The following is a 15,984-nucleotide window of genomic DNA, read 5'->3' as shown; positions in this document are numbered from 1 at the left end:
TGCGCTGACTGAGTACGCTGAAAGAACGCAGCGAGCCAAATAAGAGATAAGAAGAATGAACACAACGACAATACATCTTGTCGATCGTGCAAGGCTATTTGCCGCGAATAGTTTTTCTGGCGGAACTTCATCTTCGATCGCGACTCGCAGACATTCAAGGAGGAGGATCAATGAAGAAGTCGCGTGGTTTATTTTTTCTGATTGTTCTGCTGGCGGTCGCCGCTGCAGGCTATTTCTGGTGGCAGCACAATCAGTCCCGACCGGTAGCGCCGATTATCGATACACCTGCGGTCGAAGCGCCGCAGCCAGTCGAACCGCCGGCGACTGCTGCCGTGCCGCCGGCGATTCAGCATCCGATCGAACCGACGCCTGTGACGCAAGCATTGCCGGAAGTCGAGAACAGCGACCAGTTACTGGCGCAGTCCTTGCAGCCGTTGATGGGCAGCGAGTTGTGGCGCTTTCTGTTTTTGCCCGACATGATCGTTCGTCACATCGTGGCAACCGTCGACAACCTGCCGCGTTCCGAAGTATCGACCAAGGTGTGGCCGGTGCGTCCGGCAGGCGCGTGGCTGCAAACGGAAAACAATGGCGGCGAACTGCAGCTCGCCGCTTCCAATGCGCAACGTTATGCGCAATATGTCGAGCTGGTACAAAAGGTCGATGTGAAAAAGCTGGCCGATGTCTATCGTCAGTTCTATCCGCTGTTCCAGCGCGCGTATGTGCAACTCGGCTATCCGGACGGTTATTTCAACGATCGTCTGGTTGTTGCGATCGATGATCTGCTGGCGGCACCGGAACCGGACCAGCCGCCGTCGCTCGTGCAGAACAAGGTGCTGTACCAGTATGCCGATCCCGATCTGGAAAGCCGTTCGGCCGGTCAGAAAATCATGTTGCGTATCGGCGTCGATAACGAGCGCATCGTGAAGGCCAGGTTGCGTGCCTTGCGTGCGGAGATTGCAAAGGTGCGTCCTGCTTCACAGGCGACAACACCGGCAACGAATGTGCAGATGCCGAACGCACAACGCAAATAGGTGAATACGCGGGACGCGAATAAAAATTAATGAAGTCTGTCGCGGCCGAATCAATTGCGGTTGATCATGCGCCGCGACAGGATTTCAAGCGGGCCCTGCTCGTGATGCGCGAACCACCAGCGACTCCACACGGTCTGCAGCAACATGATCGCAAACGCCAGCGCAATCAGGCCGGATGGCGACAAGGTCGCGCCGAGCCCGAAACCGAACCCCTGCAACAGTACCGCACACACCAGCGACTGCGTCAGATAATGGGTCAACGCCATGCGTCCGACCGGTGCCAGCCATCTCTGCAATGGCTGCATGATGCCGTCGCCGGCCAGCATGAATGTCGCAACATAAGCGGCAGCGAGACAACTGCCGCCAACCGCCAGCAATGAATACAGTGCGTAATCCAGCATCGATGGATCCAGTGGATCGATGACTTCAGTCAGCTTCAGCGTTGCCCATAGCAGGTTGAACGGAATGCCGATCGCAAGGCCGATCCATTGCGTCCTGCGCCAGAATGTCCGGTGCCGCCAGGGTTGTGTCAGCCAGCGGCGACGCACCGACAACACACCGAGCAGGAACAGGACAGCGACATGCGGCAGGATGAAAATCGACTGCGTCGTCACGGCAGCATAATCGTTCAGTCGCTGCCAGGCGATGCCGAAGAGGCTGCCCTGGGTATAGATGAAATTCGCCATCTGCACGCTTTCCACTGCGGCTGCCGCCTGCGACGCCATGCTGCCGGCATTCAGCAGCAGGACGTTCAGCAGGAAACCGCTCACCACCAAAATGACGAACACGATTGCCCAGTTGCGCAGCGATGCCACGATTGCGCGCAGCCGCGCACCGGCCAGACCGGCCAGCACCCAGAAGCCGGCGATGCTGTACAGCGTCAGGACATCGCCGAACCAGATCAATGTGCCGTGCAGCACGCCGCAGCCGAGCAGCCAGCGCAGGCGACGACGATACAAGCGTTTCGCGTCGCTCCATTTGCCGGTACTGCGCTTGATCGATTGCGTGATCAGTACGAAGCTTGCGCCGAACAGGAAGGCAAAGATCGGATAAAACTTCTGCTCGGCGAAAAACGCGACAAAGGCAATCGACAGCATGTCGGCCAGCGTCGCATCCGGTTGCAGGATGCCGTAACGCATCGGCTCGAAGCCCCAGACGAAGGACCAGATGTTGACCAGCAGGATGCCGAACACGGCAAGGCCGCGCAACGCATCGATGCGGGTGTAACGGTCGGCGGGAAGATTCATGAATGAAATTGGCGGAAAGAAAAATTCCCGACAGCATAACGGTAATTGCGGCCGGCGCGTCGCGATGTAGGGCGCGAAAGAATCATCGAGCGTGGCAAGGGGCGGGACTGCTATGCTGGGGCACATTTGTTCTTCGTGAATCTTTCAATGCCGCGCCACCATCATCATGTCTACGTTGTCGAGCTGTCGCCGGACGTGCTGTACGAGCCACGCTTCAGGAAGGCCAATCCCGATTACATTCCCGGCAAGCCGTGCGTCTATGTCGGCATGACCGGACTCGATCCGGACCTGCGTTTCGACAAGCACAAGGCCGGCATTCAAGGTAACAAGTACGTCGAGAAATACGGCCTGCGCCTGTTGCCGGAACTGTATGCGATCTATAACCCGATGCCGTATCAGGCGGCGTGCGAGATGGAAGTCGAACTTGGCATTGGCTTGCGCGAAGCCGGATATGGCGTGTGGCAGGCTTGATGCATGGAGAGTTGAATCGGGATAGTTGAATCGGGAGCTGATCGGCACGATAATCGCCGGATAGCAGAATTCAGATGGCACGTCGTCCGAATTTATCCAGCAGGGCCGGCACTTCATCGGCGATTTCTCGCGCCAGGTAACCGAGCGAACCGATCCGCTTTGCCAGATTCTGCCCGGCCTGCGCATGCAGCAACACACCCCAAGCCGTTGCCTGCTCCAGCGTCGCACCGCGCGCTGCAAGACCGGCGATGATGCCGGCCAGCGTGTCGCCCGAGCCGGAAATCGCCAGTCCGACATTGCCGCCTTCGTGCTGCCACACGTCGCCGGTCGGCGAAGCGATAAAGGTGACGGCGCCTTTCAGCGCAACCACGGCATTCCAGTCCGATGCGGCATCACGCGCAGTGGTGTGCGGATCGGCCACGATCGCGTGTTTCTCGTCACCGAGCAAATGCGCCATTTCCCCTGCGTGCGGCGTCAGGATCAGGTGCGCGTCGCGGATATGCTCGACATCTTCCTGATACGACTGGCTGCCGCGCACGACCGCCATCGCACACGCGTCCAGAACGATTTTTGTATCGGGAAACTTCGGCAACAGTGCATGTACAAACGCGCAGATCGACGGTTCGTCCTGCATGCCGGGACCGATCAGGATCGCATCGATCTTTCCGGTCAGGTTGTCGAACAGCTCTGCCGATTCGGTGCGAATGCCGCCGTCATCGGTTTCAGGCAAACCGATGACGCGCGATTCCGGAATCGCCGATGCGACGAGTTGCGCCACGCTCGCACCGGTCGCAACGGTCAATTTTCCGGCACCGGCACGCAATGCCGCGTTCGCCGCGAGGATGACGGCACCCGGCATTTCCCGCGAACCGCCGATGACCAGCACGCGCCCCCGCGCTTCCTTGTCGCCGTCGCATGACGGCATCGGCAGCGGCCAGTCGCGCAGCAGGTCGACGTTCAGTTTTATCGGTTTGGCAGGAGGATGCGTCATGGTCAAGGTTTCGGTGCGCCGGAGATGTCCGGTTCGGCGGTGACCGGTGCGCCGGCTTCGAGCAGCGGCACGACGAAATTGACCAGACGTAGTTCGAGTTGGCCGAACTTGCCGACGGCGGGGTTGAATTGATATGACGTGACCGAACAGTTCGGGACATCGCTGGCGCGGTCGATCGTCAGGATCTTTTCTTCGTCCATGTGTTCCAGCAGATAGCGAAAACAGTTGACGATGACCTGATGGCCGACGATCAGCACGCGCTCGCCCGGATATTCACGTGTGATCGTGTCGAGTACATTGCGCAAGCGCAGGATCACGTCACACCAGCTTTCACCGCCAGGCGGGCGGAAATAGAATTTGCCGACATGCGTGCGCTGTTCGTGCAGTTCGGGATGCTTTTGCGCAATGCCGAAACGCGTCAGGCGATCGAGTATGCCGAATTCCTTTTCACGCAGACGTTCATCGCTGATGAAGGTGTGAACCTGGTCGGCCTGTTTTTTGCCATGAAGTTTCATGCCGTCAAGAATGATCCGGGCGGTGTTCCATGCCCGCAGATAAGGCGACGACAGCACGACGGTAGGGCGTTCTTCAACAGGCAGGTCGCGAAACCAGCAGCCGAGCGCCTGTGCCTGCTGTTCGCCCAAGGGAGAAAGCGGCACATCGATATCGCGCTCGGCAATATCGATCAACTCCAACCCGTTGGACTCGGCCAGATCGCGCGCCACATTGCCTGCGCTTTGACCATGACGCACCAGCCAGATCTGGTTCGGCCATTTTTGATTTGCCATCGAAGACGTCATCCTTGATCCTTGCGGCCGCAATTCGGCCTGCTGTAAGAAAAAATCCAGTGTCTTCCGATTGCAGGCGGCGGTCTGTACGAAAGACCGCATTTTCATGACTGCTGCCCGGCGGAAACTTTTTTGGCCTTCAAAGGAACCTTTCGGGTCCTTTTCAATCCATTCCCTCATTAAAGAGTTGCAAGGGTTGTCTCTCGGGCGCTGTTCGCGCCTGTCTGTCCCTGTTACGGTCGCCGGTACGCGGACGATGACAGGGAGTCAATGTAAAATCCGGTAATCTTGTCTGCCAGTTAATGCCGTTTACCCACGGCCCTCGGCTGCGGGTCTGCGCTGGCGATGACGCCATGACAACCTAGCCGGTAATGGCTGACGATTTGCAACATGCCTTCCCGCACGTATCGACGGGCAGGCTGCGATGTCTTTGATTGGAAATCATGTTCTTGAATGTTTTTAAACTGGTACTTCACCGTCGGGCGCTGGTCCTCGCGCTTACGCTCATCCCCTGCATTCCCTCCCTCGCATTCGATTTCAGCACCGTCGCCAAGAAGGCAAAACAACTCGCGGACAGTTCCTACAAGGAGCCGCAAAAGAATATTTCACAAGGACTGGCGAACCTGAATTACGACCAGTACCACCAGATCACTTACAAGCGCGACAAGGCGTACTGGCATGCACAGAACCTGCCGTTCGAACTGACGTTCTTCCATCAGGGGCGGCAGTACGACACGCCGGTGAAGATCAACGAAATTGCCAGCGGCCGTCCGCGTGCGATTCCGTTCGATCCGCGTGCATTCGATTACGGCAGCAACAAGCTGACGTCGCAGGATCTGCGCCATCTGGGTTTCGCCGGTTTCAGTGTGCATTTCCCGCTCAATGCGCAGAAGACGAAGGACGAGTTCCTGGTCTTCCTCGGCGCCAGCTATTTGCGTGCCGTCGGCAAGAACCAGGCATACGGCGCATCGGCGCGTGGCCTGGCAATCGATACGGCGCTGAACTCGGGTGAGGAATTCCCGCGTTTCGTCGAATTCTGGATCGAGCGTCCATCCGCCAAGAGCCGGCAACTGACGATCTATGCACTGCTCGATTCGAAGCGCGCGACCGGCGCCTATCGCTTCATCGTCAAGCCGGGCGATGAGACGGTGACCGACGTCAAGTCGCAACTGTATCTGCGCGAGAACGTGACCAAGCTCGGCATCGCGCCGTTGACCAGCATGTATTTCTTTGGCGAAAACCAGCGTGCACCGGTGGAGGATTACCGGCCGGAGGTGCATGATTCGGACGGACTGTCGATTGCCTCCGGCACCGGCGAATGGATCTGGCGTCCCCTCGTCAATCCGAAGCGTCTGCTGGTAACGTCCTATGCATTGAGCAATCCGACCGGTTTCGGCCTGATGCAGCGCGACGAACGCCAGAGCAGTTATGAAGACCTGCGCTCGCGTTACGAAACGCGGCCGTCCGCCTGGGTCGAGCCGACCGGCAAATGGGGTTCGGGTCGCGTCGAACTGGTACAGATTCCTTCCCCTGATGAAATGAACGACAACATCGTCGCCTACTGGGTGCCGGATCAATTGCCGAAACCGGGCATGCCGATCAATTTCGATTACCGCACATCGTGGGGCAAGGAAGCGCAGCAGCATCCGCCGCTGTCGTGGGTGACGCAGACACGGCGCGGCCAGGGCATGCCGCGCAAGCCGGATGGCAGCGTTGCGCTGTACATCGATTTCGACGGACCGATTTTCAAGAAACTGCCGCGCGACACGAAGGTGACCCTGCGCGTATCGGCCGATGCCAACGGCCAGATCGTTGAATCGCATGCGTATCCGAACGATGCGACCGGCGGCTGGCGTGCGGCGGTGCGCGTCAAGCGCGTCGATGACAACAAGCCGGTCGAGATGCGCGGCTTCCTGCAAACCAACAACACCACGCTTTCCGAAACGTGGAGTTACATTCTGCCGGTGGATTGATGGACGCCTCCAGAATCCCGCCGCCATGTCGGCATTATCTCGAACGCCTGTCGCTGCCGCAGGCGATGCGCGACGACATTGAAGAGCAACTGTCTGCCTTGCCTTCTGCATCGCCACGCGAAGCGATGGCACGATTGCACCGTTTGCTGGCCGGTGAAAATGCCGATGCCGGCAATCCGGCATTCGGATCGATCGCCGCCCGAGCGCAACTGGACGTTGCGCAGGACGCTGCATGGACCAAGCATGAAGCCGACGTGCCTTCGCAACTCTGTATCGCACCGCCCATCAACCGTGCATCGATGGTGCCGGAACCATGGGGCGCATTGAATCCGCTGGTGCGCTGGGGCAGTGCGCTGTTCGGTGGATCGAAGGAATCAGCAGGCAAGACGCCCGACGCACCGCCGCCGGTTCGTCCGGCAAACGGCGGCCTGCGCCGTCTGGTGCTGCTGTTCCTGATGATCGGGCAGACGGCACTCGCTACTTTCTACATGAGTCGCGTGCTGCCGTATCAGGGCACGACGCCGCTGGAAATGGGATTGCTTGCCCTGTTCGCATTGCTGTTCTGCTGGGTGTCGGCCGGCTTCTGGACGGCGATGACCGGTTTCCTGTTGCTGGTCACCGGCAAGGATCAATACCTGATTTCGAAGACCGCCATTACCGATGGTCCGATCGATCCGGCCGCGCGTACGGCGATCGTCATGCCGATCTGCAACGAGGACGTGACACGCGTGTTCGCCGGTTTGCGTGCAACCTATGAATCGGTGCAGAAGACGGGCAAGCTCGATCGTTTCGACTTCTTCGTGTTGAGCGATACCAACGGCAGCGATACCGCGGCTGCCGAAGTCGCTGCATGGACGCAACTGTGCAAGGCAGTCGGCGGCTTCGGACGCATCTTCTATCGTCGTCGCCAGCGCCGCGTGCGGCGCAAGAGCGGCAACATTGATGATTTCTGCCGTCGCTGGGGCAACGATTATCGCTACATGATCGTGCTCGATGCCGACAGCGTGATGAGCGGCGATTGCGTCACGAAACTGGTGCAGGCGATGGAAGCGAATCCCGATTCCGGCATCATCCAGACCGCGCCGCGTGCTGCCGGACGCGATACCCTGTATGCACGCATCCAGCAGTTTTCGACGCGCGTCTACGGTCCCTTGTTCACCTCCGGCCTGCATTACTGGCAGCTTGGCGAATCGCATTACTGGGGCCACAACGCGATCATCCGGATGAAACCTTTCATTGCGCATTGCGCATTGGCGCTGTTGCCGGGCAAGGGACCGTTTGCCGGAGAAATCCTGTCGCACGATTTTATCGAGGCAGCGTTGATGCGCCGCGCCGGCTGGAAAGTCTGGATCGCCTACGACCTCGACGGTTCGTATGAGGAAATGCCGCCGAACCTGCTCGACGAACTCAAACGCGATCGTCGCTGGTGTCAGGGCAACCTGATGAACTTCCGCCTGTTCATGGCGCGCGGCATGCATTCGGTGCATCGCGCCGTGTTCGTCACCGGCGTGCTGGCCTATCTGTCGGCGCCGCTATGGTTCCTTTTCCTGATTCTCTCCACCGCGTTGCTGGCGCAACATACGCTGACCGAACCAGCCTACTTCACCGAGCCTTGGCAATTGTTCCCGAACTGGCCGCAGTGGCATCCGGAAAAGGCACTCGCGCTGTTTTCGGCGACGGCAACATTGCTGTTTCTGCCGAAGGTCCTGAGCGTGCTGCTAGTCTGCATCCAGGGCGCCCGGGACTTCGGCGGCCGTTTCCGCGTCGTCATGAGCATGCTGATCGAGATGCTGTTCTCGATGATGCTGGCGCCGGTGCGCATGCTGTTCCATACGCACTTTGTCATTGCTGCGTTCATGGGATGGGCCCTGCGCTGGAAATCGCCCTCGCGCGAAGATTCCGAAACCACGCCGGGCGAAGCGTTTCGTTATCACGGCTATCAGACGTTGCTGGGACTGGCATGGGGCGGCGCAATCTTCTGGCTGAATCCCGCATTTCTGCCGTGGCTGCTGCCGATCTGCGGCTCGCTGGCGGTCGCGATTCCGGTTTCGATCTATTCAAGCAAGGTATCGCATGGTGTGCAGTTCCGTCGCGCCAAGCTGTTCCTGATTCCGGAAGAAAAGCAGCCGCCGATCGAACTGGCGGAAACGGTGCGTTATGTGAAGGCAGCGGAAGAGGAGGCGGATTTCGTTCAGGCTGTGGTCGAGCCGCGCTTCAACGCTGTCGTCTGCGCAACCGGCAAGCTGCATCCGCATCGTTCGCCACTGGCGCAGGCCATGCGTGCAAATCTGGTGCAGACAGCCTTGCTGAGCGGCCCGTCGGCACTGGCCGATGTGCAGAAGAACAGTCTGCTGAGCGATCCGATCTTCCTGTCGCGCCTGCATCTGGATGTATGGACATCCGACGATGCCCATCCGCACTGGTTCCGCGATATTCGTCCGGAGATGGCAGATCAGGAAGAGCAGCGCGTATTACGTCTGCGACGCGCTGCTTGAACCCCATCATTTGAATTTGCTGTTGTTCAGTGCGCACCGAACAGGATGTGCACGCTGGACAACAGCAACATCGATCCAGTCAACACGACACACGCTGTCGGCAACAACGTCACGATGAAAATCAGGCTCTGGATGACCACGCGTCCCGTGGGCGATTGCTGATGTCCGAAGCGGTCGGCGAATTTTTCCGACAGCAAGGTCGCCAGCGGCATCACCATCCACAAGATCAGTCGGCCTGTCGTTTCCAGGATGTTTCTCCTCTTTTGTTTGCGATCAGAACTGCAGGTGTTGCCGGCTTTCGAACTGATGCAGTTTGCCTGACAACGGATCGGTAAACCGGATCGACTTCGCCAGCAGTTGCAGCGGCCTGCTGTAATCCTGATGTTCACCTTCGTCCGGATACAGGTGGGGGTAGATACGGTCGTTGACGATCGGAATGCCGAGCGACGACATGTGTACACGCAACTGGTGCTTCTGTCCGCTGACCGGATGCAGGCGGTAGTGCGCCAGTTCCCCTTTCACTTCCAGCAGTTCGATCATTGTCTCCGCGTTCGGCTCGCCTTCGACTTCCTGCATCTGCATGAACGCCTCGCTTTCGATCAGGCGGCTGCGATGGGTGGTCGGCAGAATCAGGCTGGGACGCCACGGCGCGATTGCTTCGTAAACCTTGCTGACGGTGCGTTCGCGAAACAGCGTCTGATACAGGTTGCGCGTGGACGGCTGGATCGTGAACAGCACGAGGCCGGCGGTATCGCGATCGATGCGGTGCATCGGCGTCAGCGTGTCGATACCGAGCTTGCGCTTCAACCGTACCAGCAAGGTTTCCTGCAGATAACGGCCGGCCGGGGTCACCGGCAGAAAGTGCGGCTTGTCGACCGCCACCAGATACGCGTCTTGGTACAGCACGACTTCGTCGAACGGAATGCGCGGTTCAGTCGGCAGATTGCGGTAATAGTAGATCTTGCTGTTGGCGCGATACGGGCTGGTCACGGTCAACGCGTTGCCATCGGCATCGAGCACGTCGCCGCGTTGCATGCGCTGCAGCCATTCGTCGCGCGCGATGGCGGGGAAATGATGCATCAGAAAATCGATCAGCAGCGTCCACGTACCGGCCGGCAACGCGACGCTGCTGGCACCGACGCCGTCACGGTCCGGCGGGCGATAGACGCTTGCGGGATGTTCCCTTGCGTCCTTCAATCGCTTTCCTCGTCAAGACGCTTCGCACGCTGCAATCGCCATTCCCAGTCGGGTTCGCCGCCATAGACGTCTTCCGGCGTGGTGCCGGTTTCCTGCAGGTGCGTATCGAGCGCAATGCGGTTGTCGAAGACGAAGCACTCGCCTTGCCAATCCTTGTCCGCGTCCGGCATTTGCTGGAAGTAGTTGAGGATGCCGCCTTCGAGCTGATACACCGGCACGCCCATCTCCAGCATCCATGCGCTGGTTTTTTCGCAGCGAATGCCGCCGGTGCAATACATCGCGACACGCTTGTTCTGTTTTTTCCACTCCGGCACATGGTCTTCGATGAATTTCGGGAAGTCACGGAAATTATCGACGCCGGGATCGATCGCGTTTTTGAATTTGCCGAGTTTGTATTCGAAGCTGTTGCGATTGTCGATGACGACGACATCGTCCTGGGCAATCAGCTCGCGCCATTCCTGCGGGCTGACGTCGATGCCGGTCTTGCTGACTGCATCGACGTTATCGACGCCGAGGAAAACGATTTCCGATTTGCGATGGACCTTGATGCGTGCGAACGGCGCAGTCTTGCAGGCACTGCGTTTGAAGACGATGTCGGCAAAGCGTCCGCCGAACAATGGGTCGTCGCGCAATGCCTGTTCGAATCTGTCGAGCGCAGCGGCATTGCCGGCAAGCACGCCGTTGATGCCTTCATCCGCGACCAGGATGCTGCCGAGCAAATCCTGCGTCAGTTCGCGCAGGCGCATGACAACCGCATCGGCATCGTCGAGACGGACAAATTTATAGAAGGCGATATGGAACAGTGGCGCAACGTCTTCGGTTGCGGAGGAAAGCGGTGAATTCATGGGCGGAATTGTCGCAGATTTGATCCGCTGCGGCACAGACGTTGTTGCGTAACGGAAATGAAGCGATGGTGACAGCAAGAAGACACACGTTCAGGGACATAAATAAGGAGGAATTCTGACAAGAACTGACGCCACTGTCTGATACGCGCGGAACGTGTGCAGGACTAAATTTGCTACAGACATTTCACTGCATGGTGAAAGTCCCATACCAATTTCAATTCAGGAGACATCATGTCCAAGACAGCAAGCAAGCCAGCCACAAAGTCGTCAGCCAGCTCCGATGCAATTTCACTGCTGATGGACGATCACAAAAAAGTGAAAAAGCTTTTCAAGGAATTCGAAAAGCTAGCCAAGGCGGAAGACGTCGATGGCAAGGTCGAAATCGCCAACCAGATCTGCGAAGAGCTGACGGTTCACGCGACGATCGAGGAAGAAATTTTCTATCCGGCCGCGCGTAACGCGATCAATGATGAAGACATGCTCAACGAAGCGGAAGTCGAGCACGCCACTGCGAAAGATCTGATTGCACAGATTCTCGAAATGGCGGGCGACGATCCGATGTACGACGCCACCGTCAAGGTGCTGAGCGAATACATCAATCATCACGTCGAGGAAGAAGAAACGGAAATGTTCCCGAAAGCCAAAAAGGCCAAGATGGATCTGGAAGGTCTCGGCGTGCAATTGATGGAACGCAAGGAAGAACTGAGCGCAGAAGCCGTCGCCTGATGAAGGTGGCGTTCGCTCACGATGCACGGCAACGTGCATTTTGTGTGTCGCGCATGCGTCGCTCGCGGGCGGCGCAAGGAACACTATTCCGGGATGCAGGAGGAGGGCTCATGTCGAAAAAGAACAGTGGCATCAATGATCGCCACGACGCGGGAGGAGAACAGAGCCATATCGACGGCAACTCGGGTCTGGATAATCTGATCGATGGCGAGGCGTTGCCCGATCCACCGGATCAGATGAGCGGGGAAGAGGCGAGAGAAATGGAACGGCGCGCCAAGACGCCGACCAGACGCAAGAGCGAAATTGTTTAAACAAAAATTCTTGATACGGCGTCGTGCGCAACCCGCATGCATCGGGAGCCCGCGATGACCGATACAACGCCAAGTGACGTTGTCGGCTGGGCCAGTGCGTTGATCCTGCTGCTGACCGTTTCGTCACAGGTATGGAAGCAATGGCGCAGTAAAACCAGCGCCGGTGTATCGCAGTGGCTGTTCATCGGCCAGATCAGTGCGTCGCTCGGCTTCGTCGTCTATAGCCTGGCGGTCGACAATCTTGTTTTCGTGTTCACCAATTCACTGTTGCTGCTCGCTGCGATCGTGGGCCAATGCCTGTATATGCACAACAAGCGGTGTGAGCGTAAAGCCGGCCAGTCACAAAACAGGAAAAGCGGGACAGGTCAACGCGCAGTTACTTCATCGACAAACTAGTCCGGGCGCCGCAAGCGATCCGCGTCCTGTTTCTGATTGCCATGCGAAAACATGTTCCACAACGTGATGAACATCGCGGCGATGACAGGGCCGATGACAAAGCCGTTCAACCCCAGCAGTGCCATGCCGCCGACCGTGGAAATCAGCACGATGAAGTCCGGCATCTGTGTGTCCTTGCCCACCAGTATCGGGCGCAGGATGTTGTCCACCAGGCCGATCACAAGCACACCGAATGCAATTAACGTGACGCCTTGCCAGATTGCCCCGGTCAGCAGAAAGTAGATCGCGACCGGCGCCCAGATCATTGCGGCGCCGACTGCTGGCAGCAAGGACAGGAAGGCCATGATCACGGCCCACAAGAGTGCGCCCTGTACACCGAGAAACCAGAACGCGACACCACCCAGCGCGCCTTGTACCGCGGCGACGATGACGTTGCCTTTCACCGTGGCGCGAATGGCGGCCGTCAGATTGTTGAATAACGCGCGCTTGTGCTCGTTGTCCAGCGGCGTCGCCTGCTTGATCTGCACCGCCAGCTTGTCGCCGTCGCGCAGCAGGAAGAAGAGGATGTACAACATGATCGTGAAGCTGACCAGGAAATTGAACGTGTTCTGGCCGATGTTGATTGCCTGCCGCGTGAAGAATTCGCTGCCCTGCACTGCTGCCGATGCCAGCTTGGCTTGCAATGCGCTCAGGTTGCCGACACCGAAGCGGTCAAGGATGTTGACCAGCCATCCAGGCATTGCAGAGAACGCCTTCTGGATGAAGCCGGCGAAATCGATCTGGCCGGCGCGAATGTCGTTGTAGGCCACCGATGCTTCACGCACCAGGGAAATCGAGATCAGCACCAGTGGCAGGATTACCACGACCAGGCAGATGAGCAGGGTGGAGGTCGCCGCCAAATTAGGCCTCTTCGGCATTTTTGTCAGCAGTTTGCGATGAAACGGTGCAAACAGAATGGCCAGCACGATGGACCAGAAGACCGCGCCGTAGAACGGCAGCAGGATCACGACGAAGGCAATCGTGAAGGTAACCAAAAGAATCAGGAAAGTCTTTTGGCGGATTTTTGGATAGTCCATATATAGGCGTTTGAGCGGCTGTCAGTGTGCACCAATCGTACCTGAAGTTGAGCCGCGTGCGAGGTAATCCGTGTGGAATCCGTGTGCAATCTGCGACTTGCGGAACACACGACGCGCCAGGCTGTCCCACGCATGATCCGTTTGTCGTCGTTGCCATTACAGGAGAACGCCATGTCCTACCTGATGAAGCCCAATCTGATCCTGTTGCCGGGTTTGCTCAACGATGCGCGCCTCTGGCAGCATCAGGCAGATCGGCTGATGGAAATCGCCAACGTTTCGGTAGCGGATCTGACGCAGAGCGACACCATCGCCGGGCTTGCAGCGGATGTGCTGGAACAGGCGCCGACCGGCATGTTTGCAATGGGCGGCTTGTCGATGGGCGGTTATGTCGCGCTGGAAATCATGCGGCAGGCACCGGAACGCATCAGCGCGCTGGCGCTGATCGATACCAGCGCGCGACCGGATACAGAGGAAGCGAGCGCCAATCGTCATCGCCTGATCGAACTGGCGCAGAACGATTTTGCCGCGGTGCCGCGGGATCTGATGCAGAAGCTCTTGTATCCGCCGCATCTGGACGATCACGGCATCGTGGCCTGCGTGACTGAAATGGCGGCAGCGGTGGGCAAGGATGCATTCATTCGCCAGCAGCATGCCATCATGCATCGCATCGACAGTCGACCGACGCTGGCGCGCATCGATTGCCCGACGTTGTTGCTGTGCGGACGGGAAGACAAGGTCACGCCGGTTGACGTACATGAGGAAATGGCGGCGCTGATTCCGCGTGCGACGCTGACGATCGTCGAACATTGCGGTCATCTGTCGGCACTGGAAAAACCGGAGGCGGTGACCGAGGCATTGCGCAATCTGTTACAAGCCAGGCCGCGCTGAACTGTCGACCGGCGCAGGCAATGCGCTGCGCAACATAACGTAATGCAGCACTGAAAACGAACATGCAAAGCAAACGTGCATAAAAAAAGACCGGCGCGAGGCCGGTCTTGAAACGCTGCAGGTACGCAGTGATTACAACAATTACTCAGGCTTGCTCATGTGCTTGGCGCGCATTGGCTTCAGCACGAACCAGGCCATCAGTGCAGCAGCGCCGTTCAGCACGCTGGCCAGCACGAACACCGAGTACCAGCCGCCGCTTGCCGACGCCAGAACAGCCGACAGAGGAACCAGCAGCGATGCCGTACCTTTCGCGGTGTACAGCAGACCGGCGTTGGCCGATGCGTACTTGGAGCCGAACGTGTCAGCGCAGGTCGATGGGAACAGCGAGTAGATTTCGCCCCATGCAAAGAACACGATACCGGTCAAGATAACGAATGCGTATGGGTTGTGGCCGTAGTGGAACAGAGCCAGGATACCGACTGCTTCGATTGCAAACGCAATGAACATGGTCGGTTCGCGGCCGATCTGATCCGATACCCAGCCGAAGAATGGACGGGTCAGGCCGTTCAACACGCGGTCGATTGCCAGAGCAAACGTCAGTGCAGGCAAGGTCAGGCCCATCATGCTGACATCGATGTCGAACACTTTGAAGTCACGAGCGATCGAACCCAGTTGCGCAGTTGCCATCAGGCCGCCCGCTGCAACCATCACGAACATCATGTACATGATCCAGAACACTGGCTGACGCAATACTTCGCTAGGCTTGTATTCACGACGGGTTTGTTGGACGTTGGCGACTTGTTCCGCTTTCTTGTGCTCTGGAGCACGGGCGAGGAACAGCGAAACCAGCACAACGATGATGCCCTGACCCAGACCGAAGTACAGGAACGCAGCTTCGTAGCCCTGGCTCTTGATCATTGCCGAGATCGGGATGATCGTCACAGCCGAACCGGCACCGAAACCGGCAGCGGTCAAACCGGCAGCCAGACCGCGACGGTCCGGGAACCACTTCAACGCGTTACCGACGCAGGTACCGTACACGGCGCCAGCGCCGATACCGGAGATCACCGCAGCGAAGTACAGCGTAGGCAGCGAGTCAGCGAACGAGTTGATGAACCAACCCAGACCGCACAGGATACCGCCGACCAGAACGACAGGACGTGGACCGAATTTGTCGACGAACCAGCCTTCGATAGGAACCAACCAGGTTTCGGTCAGAACGAAGATCGTGAATGCGACTTGAATCGCAGCACGGCTCCAGCCATGTTTTGCAGCGATCGGATCGACGAACAACGTCCAGCCGTACTGCAAGTTTGCAATCATCGCCATGGCGACGATACCCAATACCAACTGCCCCCAACGGAAACCGTTTGAACGGTTAACAGCATCAGCACTAATCGTAGCTGTGTTCATATTGCCTCTCAACTCTCAAGTATCAAAACGCTCGAAGCGTATGCTTCGATGCCCTCGTTGCAATAAACACCTGATTCACTCGATCACTTGTAACGCGCCTTCATCATGTCAAGATTTCGTTAAGAAAAAAGACAAT

The 15,984-nt window shown here is 58.1% G+C and carries 16 protein-coding genes; 8 read left to right on the top strand and 8 right to left on the bottom strand.

Annotated features, from left to right (window positions below; all coding sequences use genetic code 11):
- Nucleotides 1–170 precede the first annotated feature (170 nt).
- The gene (locus VN114_RS09245; protein ID WP_325514159.1) at nt 171–1,031 is read left to right on the top strand and encodes a DUF3014 domain-containing protein; all 861 of its coding nucleotides are present in this window, start codon (nt 171–173) and stop codon (nt 1,029–1,031) included.
- Between the two features lie 50 nt (nt 1,032–1,081).
- Here the strand turns inward: VN114_RS09245 and VN114_RS09240 are convergent, their stop codons facing one another.
- Entirely contained in the window at nt 1,082–2,278 is a 1,197-nt protein-coding gene (locus tag VN114_RS09240) for a DUF418 domain-containing protein (RefSeq protein ID WP_325514158.1), read from the bottom strand.
- A 147-nt stretch (nt 2,279–2,425) separates the two neighbouring features.
- Between VN114_RS09240 and VN114_RS09235 the strand changes: the two genes are divergently transcribed.
- Nucleotides 2,426–2,749, top strand: coding sequence for a hypothetical protein (locus tag VN114_RS09235; RefSeq protein WP_325514157.1), 324 nt, complete (start codon nt 2,426–2,428; stop codon nt 2,747–2,749).
- Between the two features lie 70 nt (nt 2,750–2,819).
- On the opposite strand, the gene VN114_RS09230 is transcribed toward VN114_RS09235, so the two are convergent.
- Together VN114_RS09230 and VN114_RS09225 are read right to left on the bottom strand one after the other, a co-directional pair.
- Nucleotides 2,820–3,740: an NAD(P)H-hydrate dehydratase gene (locus tag VN114_RS09230; RefSeq protein WP_325514155.1), complete on the bottom strand. Its 921-nt coding sequence runs from the start codon at nt 3,738–3,740 to the stop codon at nt 2,820–2,822.
- 2 nt (nt 3,741–3,742) lie between these two features.
- Complete coding sequence (locus VN114_RS09225) at nt 3,743–4,528, bottom strand: histidine phosphatase family protein (RefSeq protein WP_325514154.1); 786 nt, start codon at nt 4,526–4,528, stop codon at nt 3,743–3,745.
- A 443-nt stretch (nt 4,529–4,971) separates the two neighbouring features.
- Here VN114_RS09225 and VN114_RS09220 point away from each other — a divergent pair, with 443 nt between their 5' ends.
- Both VN114_RS09220 and mdoH read left to right on the top strand, forming a co-directional pair.
- A complete protein-coding gene (locus VN114_RS09220) occupies nt 4,972–6,501 on the top strand; it encodes a glucan biosynthesis protein G (RefSeq protein WP_325514152.1) in 1,530 nt (509 codons plus the stop codon).
- A complete protein-coding gene (gene mdoH / locus VN114_RS09215) occupies nt 6,501–8,996 on the top strand; it encodes a glucans biosynthesis glucosyltransferase MdoH (protein ID WP_325514151.1) in 2,496 nt (831 codons plus the stop codon). The genes VN114_RS09220 and mdoH overlap by 1 nt, the downstream gene beginning before the upstream one ends.
- A 26-nt stretch (nt 8,997–9,022) precedes the next feature.
- Here the strand turns inward: mdoH and VN114_RS09210 are convergent, their stop codons facing one another.
- Genes VN114_RS09210 through VN114_RS09200 form a run of 3 tightly spaced genes read right to left on the bottom strand, consistent with a single transcriptional unit; the run spans nt 9,023 to nt 11,038 of the window.
- Nucleotides 9,023–9,220 carry a hypothetical protein gene (locus VN114_RS09210; RefSeq protein ID WP_325514149.1) on the bottom strand — a complete coding sequence of 66 codons (198 nt, stop codon included), beginning with the start codon at nt 9,218–9,220 and terminating at the stop codon, nt 9,023–9,025.
- A 49-nt stretch (nt 9,221–9,269) separates the two neighbouring features.
- Nucleotides 9,270–10,193 (bottom strand): pseudouridine synthase, encoded by a 924-nt coding sequence (locus VN114_RS09205; RefSeq protein WP_325514147.1) that lies wholly within the window; start codon nt 10,191–10,193, stop codon nt 9,270–9,272.
- Nucleotides 10,190–11,038 (bottom strand): rhodanese-related sulfurtransferase, encoded by an 849-nt coding sequence (locus tag VN114_RS09200; protein WP_325514145.1) that lies wholly within the window; start codon nt 11,036–11,038, stop codon nt 10,190–10,192. The genes VN114_RS09205 and VN114_RS09200 overlap by 4 nt, the downstream gene beginning before the upstream one ends.
- Before the next feature lie 231 nt (nt 11,039–11,269).
- Between VN114_RS09200 and VN114_RS09195 the strand changes: the two genes are divergently transcribed.
- From VN114_RS09195 to VN114_RS09185, 3 genes are all read left to right on the top strand, one after another.
- Entirely contained in the window at nt 11,270–11,764 is a 495-nt protein-coding gene (locus VN114_RS09195) for a hemerythrin domain-containing protein (RefSeq protein ID WP_325514144.1), read from the top strand.
- A 110-nt stretch (nt 11,765–11,874) separates the two neighbouring features.
- Nucleotides 11,875–12,075 carry a hypothetical protein gene (locus tag VN114_RS09190; protein WP_325514142.1) on the top strand — a complete coding sequence of 67 codons (201 nt, stop codon included), beginning with the start codon at nt 11,875–11,877 and terminating at the stop codon, nt 12,073–12,075.
- A gap of 54 nt (nt 12,076–12,129) precedes the next feature.
- Nucleotides 12,130–12,471, top strand: coding sequence for a hypothetical protein (locus tag VN114_RS09185; protein WP_325514140.1), 342 nt, complete (start codon nt 12,130–12,132; stop codon nt 12,469–12,471).
- On the opposite strand, the gene VN114_RS09180 is transcribed toward VN114_RS09185, so the two are convergent.
- Nucleotides 12,468–13,547: an AI-2E family transporter gene (locus VN114_RS09180; RefSeq protein WP_325514138.1), complete on the bottom strand. Its 1,080-nt coding sequence runs from the start codon at nt 13,545–13,547 to the stop codon at nt 12,468–12,470. The genes VN114_RS09185 and VN114_RS09180 overlap by 4 nt on opposite strands.
- Before the next feature lie 171 nt (nt 13,548–13,718).
- On the opposite strand from VN114_RS09180, the gene VN114_RS09175 reads away from it, so the two are divergent.
- On the top strand, nt 13,719–14,435 hold the full coding sequence (locus VN114_RS09175; RefSeq protein WP_325514136.1) for an alpha/beta hydrolase: 717 nt from the start codon (nt 13,719–13,721) through the stop codon (nt 14,433–14,435).
- A gap of 141 nt (nt 14,436–14,576) precedes the next feature.
- On the opposite strand, the gene oxlT is transcribed toward VN114_RS09175, so the two are convergent.
- Nucleotides 14,577–15,848 carry an oxalate/formate MFS antiporter gene (gene oxlT / locus VN114_RS09170; RefSeq protein WP_325514134.1) on the bottom strand — a complete coding sequence of 424 codons (1,272 nt, stop codon included), beginning with the start codon at nt 15,846–15,848 and terminating at the stop codon, nt 14,577–14,579.
- Nucleotides 15,849–15,984: the final 136 nt, after the last annotated feature.

It is taken from the genome of Oxalicibacterium sp. (assembly GCF_035565035.1).
Lineage (GTDB): Bacteria > Pseudomonadota > Gammaproteobacteria > Burkholderiales > Burkholderiaceae_D > Oxalicibacterium.
This window is presented reverse-complemented; position numbering and strand designations above follow the sequence as displayed.